This is a genomic window from Neobacillus sp. YIM B06451 (assembly GCF_032667185.1).
In the GTDB taxonomy this organism is placed as follows: domain Bacteria; phylum Bacillota; class Bacilli; order Bacillales; family Cytobacillaceae; genus Bacillus_D.
In genome coordinates, this window is the sequence record NZ_JAVFKJ010000006.1 from 1 (window position 1) to 13,251 (window position 13,251).

10 protein-coding genes are annotated in these 13,251 nt (G+C 46.9%); all 10 read left to right on the forward strand.

Translation table 11 applies throughout. The features are described from left to right. Window positions 1-555 precede the first annotated feature (555 nt). The 10 genes from RB160_RS12165 to RB160_RS12210 all read left to right on the forward strand — a co-directional run bounded on the left by RB160_RS12165 (window position 556) and on the right by RB160_RS12210 (window position 13,188). Entirely contained in the window at window positions 556-1,287 is a 732-nt protein-coding gene (locus RB160_RS12165) for a DUF421 domain-containing protein (protein WP_316570629.1), read from the forward strand. Window positions 1,288-1,377: 90 nt separating this feature from the next. After that, window positions 1,378-1,563: an NETI motif-containing protein gene (locus RB160_RS12170; protein ID WP_316570630.1), complete on the forward strand. Its 186-nt coding sequence runs from the start codon at window positions 1,378-1,380 to the stop codon at window positions 1,561-1,563. Window positions 1,564-1,726: 163 nt separating this feature from the next. After that, the gene (gene purB, locus RB160_RS12175) at window positions 1,727-3,019 is read left to right on the forward strand and encodes an adenylosuccinate lyase (RefSeq protein WP_316570632.1); all 1,293 of its coding nucleotides are present in this window, start codon (window positions 1,727-1,729) and stop codon (window positions 3,017-3,019) included. A 244-nt stretch (window positions 3,020-3,263) separates the two neighbouring features. Further along, window positions 3,264-5,006, forward strand: coding sequence for an adenine deaminase C-terminal domain-containing protein (locus tag RB160_RS12180; protein ID WP_316570634.1), 1,743 nt, complete (start codon window positions 3,264-3,266; stop codon window positions 5,004-5,006). Window positions 5,007-5,141: 135 nt separating this feature from the next. Continuing rightward, window positions 5,142-6,188 carry a DUF3048 domain-containing protein gene (locus RB160_RS12185; RefSeq protein WP_316570636.1) on the forward strand — a complete coding sequence of 349 codons (1,047 nt, stop codon included), beginning with the start codon at window positions 5,142-5,144 and terminating at the stop codon, window positions 6,186-6,188. A 55-nt stretch (window positions 6,189-6,243) separates the two neighbouring features. Further along, window positions 6,244-6,558: a YerC/YecD family TrpR-related protein gene (locus RB160_RS12190; protein WP_316570638.1), complete on the forward strand. Its 315-nt coding sequence runs from the start codon at window positions 6,244-6,246 to the stop codon at window positions 6,556-6,558. Between the two features lie 387 nt (window positions 6,559-6,945). Next, a complete protein-coding gene (gene pcrB, locus RB160_RS12195; protein WP_316570639.1) occupies window positions 6,946-7,638 on the forward strand; it encodes a heptaprenylglyceryl phosphate synthase in 693 nt (230 codons plus the stop codon). Between the two features lie 67 nt (window positions 7,639-7,705). Then, on the forward strand, window positions 7,706-9,961 hold the full coding sequence (pcrA, locus tag RB160_RS12200; RefSeq protein ID WP_316570641.1) for a DNA helicase PcrA: 2,256 nt from the start codon (window positions 7,706-7,708) through the stop codon (window positions 9,959-9,961). A gap of 41 nt (window positions 9,962-10,002) precedes the next feature. Next, entirely contained in the window at window positions 10,003-12,006 is a 2,004-nt protein-coding gene (gene ligA, locus RB160_RS12205; RefSeq protein ID WP_316570642.1) for an NAD-dependent DNA ligase LigA, read from the forward strand. An 18-nt stretch (window positions 12,007-12,024) separates the two neighbouring features. Then, entirely contained in the window at window positions 12,025-13,188 is a 1,164-nt protein-coding gene (locus RB160_RS12210; protein WP_316570643.1) for a CamS family sex pheromone protein, read from the forward strand. Window positions 13,189-13,251: the final 63 nt, after the last annotated feature.

Consider the following 13,251-nt stretch of genomic DNA (forward strand, 5'->3'; position numbering starts at 1 on the left):
AGACTGTAGGCAAACCAGGATATCTCCGAGTTTGTCTACAGTCTGAAGGCAACCTTAGATGGTTGCCTTTTTTGGTGTTCCAAAAACTTTAATATGTCGATATTTGGATAAAAAAGAGAACTTACAAAAAATCAAGTCTGTTGGTTGTAGCCCAGAACTGTCACCGCCTAATATTCAGCCGGGTACTAAAAGAAGATTTAAAGCCCGAACGGCAGTGTGAAGGCGGTCATTCGGGAATTAAAAGAGGATTTAAAGCCCGAACGGCAGTGTGAAGGCGGTCATTCGGGAATTAAAAGAGGATTTAAAGCCCGAATGGCATTGTGTAGCAGCTCATTCGGGCATTAAAAGAGGATTTAACGCCCGAACAGCAGTGTGAAGGCGGTCAATTCCCTCTTTTAGTGCAAATATCTTCGCCAAACCCTATCTGAACCCCCAACACTTATTTTTATCACCAGGTATACCTTATAGCTGTATAAGGCTAGTTTAGTTATCACTCCACAACAAAATTTCCATTTTTTAAAAACTAAAGTTGCCTTCCAAAAGGAGGGAACATGAATGCGGAAAAAAGGGGGTATATGGACTGAAAGAGAGAAGGAGGAACTGTTTATGTATGGCACGATAGCGTTAAAACTGATAGTCGGATATTTCGCCCTCGTTGTGGTAACGAGACTACTTGGGAAAAAAGAGATGTCCCAGTTAACTCCATATGATTTTGTTTTCGCCATTTTGTTAGGAGGAATTATTGAGGAATCCATTTATGATGAAAAGGTCAATATTTTTCATGTCCTTTTTGGAGTTGCGTTATGGGGCGGAATAAGTTTTAGTGTGGAAAAACTCGGGGAGAAATTTGAAAAAATCCGAAAGCCGCTGACGGGAACGGTGTCAGTTTTGGTAAGCAACGGTAAAATCAACCACAAAGAAATGAAAAAGAATCAATTGGAAATGGAACAGCTTCGTGCTCTGCTTCGTACGAAAGGTGTGTTTTCATTAAAAGATGTTAGGTATGTTTTTATGGAAACAGGAGGCCAGATAAGTGTAATGAAAAAGGCTTCAACTGATCCGGTTACGCCCGAAATGCTAAAAATAAATGCCGAAGATGTTGATCCGTCCTTGCTATTGGTTGATGAGGGACAAATTGAGGAAGAGGAATTAAGGAAAGCCGGGAAGGATGAAACATGGCTAAGGGAAGAGTTAAAAAAGGAAGGAATCACAAATATAGAAGAGGTATATTACGCCGAATGGTCTCCTCAGCAAGGGTTTTATATAGAGAAATATGATGAAGAATAAAATCATGAAATGCCGGGATAGTCTACCCGGCATTTCTACGTTTTAAAAGCGTTGGGGTATACTAAGAAAAAGCCAAAGGAGAGATTGTTTGTGGGGAAGAAGCAGCTTTTTGAGGTAAAGGAAAATGAAACAATTGATGATTGCCTTGAACGAATGGAGCAACTCGGTTTCGTTCCAGTTAGAAGAATTGAAAAACCAATTTTCAAGGAAGAAGGAAATGAGGTAATCCCTGCGGGGAGGCAAATACTTTTTGAAGGAAAACAAAAACAACAATAAAAAATAACGAACAATAAGATATTACCATCTAAAAATGTTCGTAATTTGGTTTGACAGTCCCTAAGTATGGCTGATAAGATAAGGATGGATTCGCCTGAATCCTGCTTTTACGGAGCTCGGGCTATTGTGGATAGATAACTAACTAATAAACGGGGGATTAATGATGATTGACCGCTATACCAGGCCGGAAATGGCGAAAATTTGGGAAGAGCATAATCGTTTCGCCGCATGGCTGGAAGTTGAAATACTTGCTTGTGAAGCGTGGGCAGAACTCGGGGATATCCCGCATGAGGATGTCCGGAAAATCCGTGAAAATGCCCGATTTGATGTAGAAAGGATTAAAGAAATCGAAGAAGAAACAAGGCATGATGTTGTTGCGTTTACGAGAGCGGTTTCTGAAACGCTCGGTGAGGAGAAGAAATGGGTACATTACGGCCTGACTTCGACTGACGTTGTCGACACAGCGCTTTCTTATCTGGTAAAGCAGGCAAATGAAATAATCAGGGCCGACATTGAACGTTTCATCTCCATTTTAAAAGAAAAGGCACAAGAGCATAAATATACTGTGATGATGGGGCGGACCCACGGAGTCCATGCCGAGCCGACAACATTTGGCCTAAAGCTTGCCCTTTGGCATGAGGAGATGAAACGGAATCTGGACCGTTTTAATGAAGCGGCAAAAGGCATTGAAGTCGGGAAAATTTCCGGGGCAGTCGGTACATATGCAAATATCGACCCGTATGTTGAAAAGTATGTATGTGAAAAGCTTGGGCTCGAGGCGGCCCCGATTTCAACCCAAACACTGCAGAGGGACAGGCATGCCCACTATATGTCGGTATTGTCGCTTATTGCAACGTCGATTGAAAAATTCGCTGTTGAAGTCCGCGGCCTGCAAAAAAGTGAAACTCGTGAAGTGGAGGAGTTTTTTGCAAAAGGCCAGAAAGGTTCATCTGCGATGCCGCATAAACGGAATCCGATCGGTTCTGAGAATATGACAGGCCTTTCAAGGGTTATCCGCGGCCATATGCTGACAGCGTATGAAAATGTCCCTCTTTGGCATGAACGGGATATTTCGCACTCATCGGCTGAACGAATTATTCTTCCGGACGCGACCAGCCTATTGAATTACATGCTTAACCGGTTTGGGAACATTATTAAAAACCTCACGGTGTATCCAGAAAACATGAAACGAAATATGGACAGGACGCTCGGCTTAATTTATTCGCAGCGGGTATTGCTCGCCCTGATTGAGAAAGGCCTATCCCGTGAGGAGGCGTACGATACGGTGCAGCCCCGGGCCATGGAGGCATGGGAGAAGCAAGTGCCGTTCAGGAGCCTGCTTGACCAGGATGAGAAGATTACAAAGTATCTAAGCCCGAAGGAACTTGATGATTGTTTTGACTACAGCTATCATCTGCAGCATGTTGATACGATTTTTCAAAGGCTTGGCCTGTAAATAGGATAGGAAGCATTCATCCATCATGGGGGGATGCTTTTTTAGTTATGGTAAGGAACACATGACTTTTAGAATAAGCGCAGTGTCACTCCCGAAAAGTTGTTCACTTTTTCACAAAAATATAAAACCAAAGTGATATCCACTGCTTCAATAATGGAAAGATTATGGTAGTATAAAATGTAAGTGCTTTCAATGGTAAAAAACATAGTTTAATAGATATCCTTTATAGAAGGGTGGAGATAGAATGGAGCAGCGCTACAGGTGGAAAAACAAGCATTTGCGCGAGCATATTGATGTTTTGGATGGTAAGCTAGCGCCGACGATCCTTTTGAAAAATTGTACCTATTTGAACCAGGTGTTCCGCAGCTGGATGAAGGCGAATATATGGATATATGATGACAGGATTGTCTATGTTGGTGAAAAACTGCCGGAAAACCTTGTGAACTGCAGTACAATAGATTGTTCGGGCCAATTTATCGTACCGGGCTATATCGAGCCGCATGCCCATCCGTTCCAGTTATACAATCCACACTCGTTTGCAGCCTACGCTTCGGGGAGAGGGACTACGACCATCATCAATGATAACATGGCCCTCGTCCTGCATTTAAATAAAAAGAAGGCCTTTTTGCTAATGAAGGATTTGCGGACCATTCCTGCAAGCATGTTCTGGTGGTGCAGGTTCGATCCTCAAACAGAAATAATGAATGAGGAAGAAAAATTTTCACACACCAATATTAAATCATGGCTTGAGCATGATGCTGTCATTCAGGGCGGAGAGCTGACAGGATGGCCGAAACTGCTTGCAGGCGATGACATGATGCTTCACTGGATTCAGGAAGCAAAGCGGATGAGAAAGCAGATAGAGGGGCACTTTCCCGGTGCATCGGAAAAGACACTCGCAAAGATGATGTTGCTTGGCGCAGATTGCGACCATGAGGCAATGACAGGGGAAGAAGTTTTGGATCGCTTAATGCAGGGATATACCGTTTCCCTCAGGCATTCGTCAATTCGACCGGACTTGCCAAGTTTGCTTGATGATTTAAAACGGCTTGGGATTGCCGCTTATGACCATATGATGTTTACCACGGATGGCTCCTCGTCCGGTTTTTACAGGGACGGGGTCATTGACCAAATGATCCGGATTGCAATTAAGAAAGGTGTTCCAATTATTGATGCCTATAACATGGCGACCATCAACCCCGCCAGATATTATAATCTCAGCCATATTCATGGGAAAATCGCTACAGGAAGGGTCGCGAACATCAACATTCTCTCCAGTGTCGAAGAGCCATGCCCAGTTTCCGTCCTTGCAAAAGGAAAATGGGTGAAGCGGGATGGCGAGATTATCCATGAAACATTTCCTAAACTTGACTGGAATGAATACGGGCTTGAGCCGCTCCGGCCTGATTGGGAGCTAACAATGGATGACCTCCAGTTCTCGATGCCATTTGGCATTAAAATGGAAAACGCCGTCATTACAAAGCCCTATTCCGTTTCGCTCGAAGTATCACGAGAACGCCTTTCCGAGGGCCATGATGAGTGCTTTTTCATGCTGATCGACAGGAATGGGAAGTGGCGGGTCAATACCATCCTGAAAGGGTTTGCCAACAGGCTTCAAGGGATGGCGAGTTCATTTTCCAACACGGGGGACATTATTCTTATTGGTAAAAGCAAGCCCGATCTTCTCCGTGCTTTTAACAGAATGAAAGAGATTGGCGGCGGGATTGTCGTTTCAGAGGGCGGGGAAATAGTATGCGAGCTGCCGCTGCAACTTGGGGGATTAATGACGGAGCTTCCGCTTGAGGAATTGATGGAAAAAGAAAAAAGGCTGCTGGACGTTTTGCGTGAACGAGGGTACAGCTATTCAGACCCAATTTACAGCTTGCTCTTCTTTTCTTCGACGCATTTGCCTTATATCCGGATAACTCAGCAAGGAATGTACGATGTTATGAATAAAATGGTACTCTTTCCGTCTATAATGCGTTAAAATAATAAAGGGAACCTTCCAACAAAGGGAGGCTGAACCCCACTTACGGTGAGCGCTTGCTTCTCCTTACGAGTGGGATAAAAGATAGAAAAAAATAAAGCGAAGACAGATAGATGCACAAACAGGGGTGTGAGAATGAGGAAATGGTCTTTGGCGGTGGCGGCGACGTTTCTTTTGCTATCGGCATGCAGTGACAAGGAGACCTCGAAGGAGCCGGCGAAGCCTGTAAAAAAAGCTGCAGCCGCGGAAAAAGTGGTACAAGCGGTACCTGAGCTTCCTTTTTCGTATCCGCTTACGGGAATCGGCTCGCAAACCGAGCCGGATAACAGGGCGTTCGCAGTTGTGGTGAATAATTTTCCAAAAGCCCGCCCGCAATCGGGCCTGAACCAGGCGGATATTGTCTATGAGTTGCTGGCGGAAGGGGATGTTACGAGGTTCCTTGCTGTGTATCAAAGTGAAAAGCCTGAAAGTATCGGGCCTGTCAGAAGTGCAAGGGATTATTATATTGAAATCGCCAAGGGACTCGACAGCATCTTTATTGCCCACGGCTATAGTGTGGAAGCGAAAAAAATGCTGAATTCCGGTTACATCGACCACCTGAATGGCATGGCATATGACGGAACGCTGTTTAAAAGGGCGAGCTTCCGGAAGGCGCCGCATAATTCATATATTCCTTATGAAAACATCGTAAAGGGTGCCGAAAGAAATGGGTTCAAGTTGTCCCCTGCTCCAAAGCCTTTTAAATTCCTGACGGAAAAGGAAGTCGCACATATCGATGGCAGGATTGCGCTTTCGGCGTTTGTCTCATATGGGACTAAAACGTACTCGCCAACTTATAAATACGATCCTTCGATTGGAAAATATAAGCGATATATTAATGGTGAAATGATGGTTGATTTGGAAACAAAACAGCCGATTTTGCTGGACAATATTTTTATCGCGGAAATGTCCCACACTCCAGCCGGGCCTGGCGGGCTTCGTGACATTGATTTGAAAAGCGGAGGCAAGGGGTATCTTTTCCAAAAAGGAAAGGTAATTGAAGTTGATTGGCTCAATAACAATGGAAGGATTATTCCTGTAAAAGACGGGAATGAAGCTGCCTTTGTCCCCGGAAAAACGTGGGTCAATATCATCCCGGCGAATCCCGGCATCGCAAAGAGCATCACCATTGAAGAGAGCTAACCTGAAATTCAGTGAAAATAAAGAAGACAATAAAGAAAAAGGGGGTAAAAACAATATGCAGATCAATAAGCTTAGAGGAAAAGAACTCGACCAGCTTTTCAATGCCATCCTCACGCTAAAAGACCTGGAGGAATGCTACCGGTTTTTCGATGATCTTTGCACGGTGAATGAAATCCAGTCACTGTCCCAGCGCCTTGAAGTTGCGAGGATGCTGCGCGAAGGGAAGACGTACCATAAGATTGAAAGTGAAACAGGCGCGAGTACTGCGACGATTTCAAGGGTTAAGCGCTGCCTAAACTATGGCAATGATGCCTATGAGATGGTTCTTGAGCGGGTTACTGAGCCCGCGGCTTCAGGAACAGAAGAATAGAAGAGATTGAAGGCCGGGGCAATGCTTCGGCTTCTTTTAATCGTCTAACAAGTTATAAAATTCACCTTGTGATAACTCGAAATAAGTTATTGTAATCCAGCTCCACAAGGAAAGCTACGGCAGCATAGCATCGCACGAAGGAAAAGTGTTTTTCTTTTCCGAGGAGCGCCTAGCCCCTCGAGGTCATAAGCCGGTTCCCTCCGGAGGGCGGGCCCGTCCTGCGGGCCCCGTCTTATGCTGGTCGGGGCTGACCAAGGCGCTTTCGCCTTTTGTTCTCCCCCTATAATGGTTATCATTTCTACTATGACTTTTCCCTCGTTTTCTTTTTTTTCCGTTTTGCCAAATGCTATAATGTACTAATGGAATAGTGAATGGAGGATTTTTTTCATGTACGATTTTCGCGAGTGGCGCCATGTGTTCAAGCTTGACCCGGCCCGGGAGATTACCGATTCGGATTTGGAGGCAGTTTGTGAATCCGGTACGGATGCGGTAATTGTCGGCGGGACGGACGGAGTGACACTGGAAGGGGTCCTGGATTTAATGGCGAGGATCCGCCGCTTTACGGTTCCATGCGTACTGGAGGTCTCGAATCTTGAGTCCGTAACCCCGGGTTTCGATCTTTATTTCGTCCCATCCATTATGAACAGCAAGGACCCAAAGTGGATAAATGGCCTCCATTTTGAGGCCGTGAAGGAATTTGGGGATATTATGGACTGGAACGAGTTTGCGATGGAGGGGTATGTAATCCTCAATGAAGAGTGCAAGGCGGCAAAACTGACCGAAGCGGAAACCAGGTTGTCGAAGGAAGACATCAAAGCTTATGCCATGATGGCCGAGAAAATGTTCGGCATGCCGATATTTTACCTTGAATACAGTGGTACATACGGCGATCCCGAGATCGCTGCGGCTGCGAAAAAAGGCCTTGAGAAAGCAGTTCTCTTTTATGGAGGCGGAATTAAAACGAAAGAACAGGCCGTTGAGATGGCAAGACATGCGGATGTTATTGTCGTTGGAAATGGTATATATGAAGACCTCGGGAAAGCGCTGGAAACAGTCAAAGCAGTAAAAACTGAAAAATAGCTGCATTTTTACGATAAACAGCTTACAATAAAAACAGAACATACGTTTTGTTATGGTGGTGGAGAGAATGCAATACCTGAAAGATAAATTGCTTGGGGGGCTGAATCCCCAGCAGCAGGCAGCGGTGAAGGCGACGGACGGGCCGCTGCTCATAATGGCGGGAGCCGGAAGCGGAAAGACCCGGGTGCTGACCCACCGGATTGGGTACCTTATGCTTGAGAAGCTGGTGAATCCCTATAACATCCTTGCGATCACATTTACAAACAAGGCTGCCCGCGAAATGAGGGACAGGATTTCAAAATTGATGGGCGGCGCCGCGGAGGAAATCTGGATTTCGACGTTCCATTCGATGTGCGTGCGGATTTTGCGCCGCGATATTGATCGGATTGGCTTTAACCGGAATTTTACGATTCTTGACACGACCGACCAGCAATCGGTCATTAAGGGAATTCTGAAGGATTTGAACATGGATCCGAAGCAATTCGACCCACGGGCCATGCTCGGTTCCATCTCTTCCGCGAAAAATGAACTGATTGGGCCGGAGGAATACGAAAATACGGCCGGAAGCTACATAGAGCAAAAGGTCGCCAACGTGTACAAGGAGTACCAAAAAAGGCTGCGCAAAAACCAGGCTTTGGATTTTGACGACTTGATCATGATGACCATCCAGCTGTTCAAACAGGTTCCTGAAGTGCTAGAAAAATATCAGAGAAAGTTCCAGTATATCCATGTCGATGAGTACCAGGACACGAACCGTGCCCAGTATATGCTTGTGAAAATGCTTGCGGCTCGGTTCAAAAACCTTTGCGTCGTTGGGGATTCGGATCAGTCGATTTATAAATGGCGCGGGGCGGATATTGCAAATATCCTATCGTTCGAAAAGGACTACCCAAATGCAAAGGTCATTCTGCTTGAGCAAAACTACCGCTCTACGAAAAGGATACTGTTGGCGGCGAATGAAGTAATCGCCAAAAACATGAACCGTAAGCCGAAAAATCTTTGGACGGAGAACCAGGAAGGGAATAAACTCGTCTATTATAGGGCTGACAGCGAGCAGGGAGAGGCACAATTCGTTGCTGGAAAAATTAAAGAGCTAATTGACTCCGGCACGTATACCGCTTCCGACATCGCCATCCTTTACCGGACGAACGCCCAGTCGCGTGTCATGGAGGAAGTTTTGCTGAAGTCGGTCATTGATTACCAGATTGTCGGCGGCATCAAGTTCTATGACAGGAAAGAAATCAAAGACATTCTTGCCTATCTCAGGCTCATTTCCAACCCGGACGATGATATAAGCCTGAACCGGGTAATCAATGTTCCAAAGAGGGCAATCGGGGCGACATCGGTGGATAAAATCATGGACTTCGCCAACCTTCATGACCTGACACTTTTCCAGGCGCTTGAATCTGTGGAGCTGATTGGCCTCAGCCCGAAAACCGCCAAAGCGGCGGCCGAGTTCCGGGACCTGATCGGAAATTACACGCGGATGCAGGAATTCCTTTCAGTGACGGAAATCGTAGAGGACTTGTTGGATAAGTCCGGGTATATGGAGATGCTTCGCGCCGAAAAATCACTCGAGGCGCAAAGCAGGATGGAGAACCTTGAGGAATTGCTCTCCGTTACCAAAAGCTTTGAGGAGACAAGCGAGGATAAGTCGCTTGTCGCGTTTTTAACTGACCTCGCGCTCGTCGCCGATATCGATTCGATGGATGACGAGCCTGAGAAAAATGAGAAAGTAACACTGATGACCCTTCATTCTGCCAAGGGGCTGGAATTTCCGGTCGTTTTCCTGATTGGCCTTGAGGAAGGAGTGTTCCCTCATAGCCGTTCCCTTATGGATGAAGGGGAAATGGAAGAAGAGCGTCGGCTTGCCTATGTCGGCATTACGAGGGCGGAAGAGTATTTGTTTTTAACAAACGCCCAGTGGAGGACGCTGTTTGGGCGGACGAACATGAATCCTCCATCCAGGTTTATTAAGGAAATTCCCGCCGACCTCATTGAAACAGTTGAACCGGCGGAGAAGAAGTTTGCATCTTCGCCATTTGAACCTTCCGGCAACCGGTTTGGGGCGGGCAGCATGAACCGACAATTTGGCGCGCCACAACAGCCAGCCGTTAGAAAACCGGTCACCCGTCCCGCAGCGTCGGGAGGGGAAACCATTGGCTGGAAAGCCGGCGACAAAGCCGAGCATGGCAAATGGGGCATTGGCACCGTTGTAGGCGTAAAAGGAGAGGGAGACGGGTTGGAGCTTGACATTGCGTTCCCAAGCCCGACCGGGATAAAGCGGCTCCTTGCCAAATTTGCACCAATCAAAAAGGTATAAGCAATATAAACGATGATTTTTACGAAAAGAGGGATTGATGGATGGACCTGCAACAAGCCGAAATGAAAGTCAGGGAGCTGCAGACCTTGCTGCATCAATATGGATACGAATATTATGTTCTCGATAAACCGTCAGTCCCGGATGCGGAATATGACCGGCTCCTTCGTGAATTAATTGAACTGGAGGAAAAGTATCCACAGTTCAAAACGCCTGATTCGCCAACGGTAAGGGTTGGCGGCGCCATTCTTGATATGTTTGAAAAGGTCCGGCACAAAAGTCCGATGCTCAGCCTGGCGAATGCGTTCAATGAAGTGGATCTCCGGGATTTTGACCGGCGTGTCCGGCAGGCGGCGGGGAATGATGTCAGCTATGTTTGCGAGCTGAAAATCGACGGCCTGGCCGTTGCCCTGACTTATGAAGAGGGGCGGTTCGTCCTTGGCTCTACTCGGGGCGATGGCACCACCGGCGAGGACATTACCGCGAATTTGCGGACCATTAAATCAATTCCTCTCAGGTTAAGGGAGAGCGCCTCCCTCGAGGTGCGCGGGGAAGCCTTCATGCCGAGAAAGTCTTTTGAAAAGCTGAACAAGCTGAAGGAAGAACGCGGCGAGGAGCCGTTCGCGAATCCAAGGAACGCGGCGGCCGGCTCACTTAGGCAGCTGGATACAAGCATTGCCGCATCCAGGAATCTTGATACTTTCCTCTATGGGATTTCTGATGCGCAGGACCTTGAAATCCGATCGCATAGCGAAGCCCTTGACTATCTCGACAGGCTTGGGTTTAAAACGAACAAGGAACGGCGGAAATGTGCGTCGATTGAGGAAGTTATCGACTATATAGACGGGTGGGTCGAAAAGCGTGCGAATCTTGATTATGACATTGACGGCATCGTTATCAAAGTCGATTCACTCGAGACGCAGGAGCAGCTTGGAACAACGGCTAAAAGTCCGCGCTGGGCGGTTGCCTACAAATTTCCGGCTGAGGAAGTGGTTACGACCCTTTTGGATATTGAGCTGAGCGTTGGACGGACTGGGGTCGTTACACCTACCGCCATCCTCGAGCCGGTAAGGGTCGCAGGAACGACTGTACAGCGCGCATCCCTGCACAACGAAGATCTAATCAGGGAGAAAGATTTGAAAATTGGCGATAAAGTAGTTGTTAAAAAGGCCGGGGATATTATTCCGGAAGTTGTGAACGTCCTTTTGGAGCAGCGTACCGGCAATGAAACAGATTTCCACATGCCGGAACATTGCCCGGAATGCGGCAGCGACCTTGTCAGGCTTGAGGGTGAGGTAGCCTTAAGGTGCCTGAATCCAAAATGCCCGGCGCAAATAAGGGAAGGCTTGATCCATTTTGTATCGAGGAATGCGATGAATATCGATGGCCTAGGCGAAAAGGTGATTGCCCAGCTGTTTGCCCATAAGCTTGTGGAAGATGTGGCGGACTTATACAAATTAACCGCAGAGGAACTGCTTGCCCTAGAACGGATGGGGGAAAAGAGCGTCACTAATTTGCTCCAGGCAATTGACCGTTCGAAGGAGAACTCGCTTGAGCGACTATTGTTTGGCCTGGGCATCCGCCACGTAGGGGAAAAGGCGGCGAGGACGCTTGCCCAGGAATTCGAAACGATGGACCGGCTTGCGTCGGCAACCGAAAGTGACCTTATGTGCATTAACGAAGTTGGAGAAAAGATGGCCAGCTCAATCGCAGCGTTTTTCGAACAGGAAGAAGCCCGGGAACTGATAAATGAGCTAAAGGCTGCCGGTGTGAACATGGAATACTTAGGGCCGAAACGAGCGGCAATTGAGTCGGCGGATTCAATTTTCGCTGGAAAAACGGTCGTCCTGACTGGGAAAATGGAAAGAATGTCCCGGAATGAAGCGAAAGAAAAGCTGGAAGCTCTCGGCGCGAATGTAGCCGGTAGCGTCAGCAAAAAAACAGACATCCTCATTGCCGGAGAAGATGCAGGCTCCAAGCTTACTAAAGCGCAAGAGCTTGGAATCGAAATTTGGGACGAAGAGAGGCTGCTCGAGGAAATCGAATAGTAAGAAGGTGCAGGAAACGTGAGAAAGCTAACAATCGCGCTTCTTTCCTTATCGCTCCTTTTGGTTGCGTGCGCGCCGAACTTCCAAAACCGGGAGGAGGTCGTGGACCAGCCAAAGAATACGAAGGAAGAGGCGATTATTCCAAAATACAAGATATCGGATAAATATTACCAGGTACTCCTGCCATTTAAGCCGAGCGGGGCACGGGGGCAGACGGTCAATAACCTCAATACCCGCTACGATATTAATGAATTTGAAATGGGATTGATGAGGGTTGCCCAGAATACATTCGATCCGGATAAGTATGTGTTCAGGGAAGGCCAAATCCTGAAAAAGAAGACTGTTGAGGCATGGCTCGCGCGCAAGTATACAAAAAAGCAGCTAGATGAATTGAAAATAAAGGAAGAAGACAACCTTGGCCTGAATCCTATTGACGAAGGCGTAGGCGATATTGAGGCACGGAATAAAAAAAGCCCGATCTACTTGGCCCATCTCCTGGAATACGATTTCCTTGTAAAAGGGGATAACGATAAGTATAAGCTTGGCGGAGTCGCGATAGGCCTCGCCCTGAATTCGGTCCACTATTATCAAAAGGAAAGATATGGCGATACATTCCAGGTTAAGATTGACCAGCAGACGATGGAACGGGAAGGAAAAAAGATTGCCCAGGAAGTACTGAAACGGCTTCGCGCCATGGATGAGTTAAGAAATATCCCGATTACCATTGCTTTGTTTGAGCAGGAAAGCATTGAATCGGTTGTACCGGGGAACTTTTTCGCCTATACGACTGTAAAGCAGGGGGCAGACATTGACAAATGGGAAAAGGTAAGTGAAAAATACTATTTGTTCCCTTCCAAAGATGCCCGGGAAAAATACCGTGAAGATGCGCTTGCATTTGATAACTTCAAACAGGACGTCGAGAAATACTTCCCTAACTTCAATGGGGTGGTAGGCAAAGGCCATTATTTAGACGGCCAACTTAAAGAGTTGAGCATTACGATTCCAATCCAATTTTACGGAAAGGCGGAAGGGATCGGATTTACTCAGTATGTAACCGGGAAAGTGATGGAGCATTTTCCAAAATACATCTCGGTTTCGGTCAGCGTTACATCTGTCAATGGGCCAGAATCGCTCATTGTCAGAAAGGCGGACAAGGACGAACCATTTGTGCATATTTATTAATGGTGGAGTCAACACTCCGAGCAAGAAGAGAGGCTGTCCAATGAAGCTTGGGCAGCCTCTTTA

Excerpts from the sequence above, each read along its gene's own strand:
- RB160_RS12165 (WP_316570629.1), top strand. The coding sequence starts at position 556 with ATGCGGAAAAAAGGGGGTATATGGACTGAAAGAGAGAAGGAGGAACTG.
- purB (WP_316570632.1), top strand. The coding sequence starts at position 1,727 with ATGATTGACCGCTATACCAGGCCGGAAATGGCGAAAATTTGGGAAGAG.
- RB160_RS12180 (WP_316570634.1), top strand. The coding sequence starts at position 3,264 with ATGGAGCAGCGCTACAGGTGGAAAAACAAGCATTTGCGCGAGCATATT.
- RB160_RS12185 (WP_316570636.1), top strand. The coding sequence starts at position 5,142 with ATGAGGAAATGGTCTTTGGCGGTGGCGGCGACGTTTCTTTTGCTATCG.
- RB160_RS12190 (WP_316570638.1), top strand. The coding sequence starts at position 6,244 with ATGCAGATCAATAAGCTTAGAGGAAAAGAACTCGACCAGCTTTTCAAT.
- pcrB (WP_316570639.1), top strand. The coding sequence starts at position 6,946 with ATGTACGATTTTCGCGAGTGGCGCCATGTGTTCAAGCTTGACCCGGCC.
- pcrA (WP_316570641.1), top strand. The coding sequence starts at position 7,706 with ATGCAATACCTGAAAGATAAATTGCTTGGGGGGCTGAATCCCCAGCAG.
- ligA (WP_316570642.1), top strand. The coding sequence starts at position 10,003 with ATGGACCTGCAACAAGCCGAAATGAAAGTCAGGGAGCTGCAGACCTTG.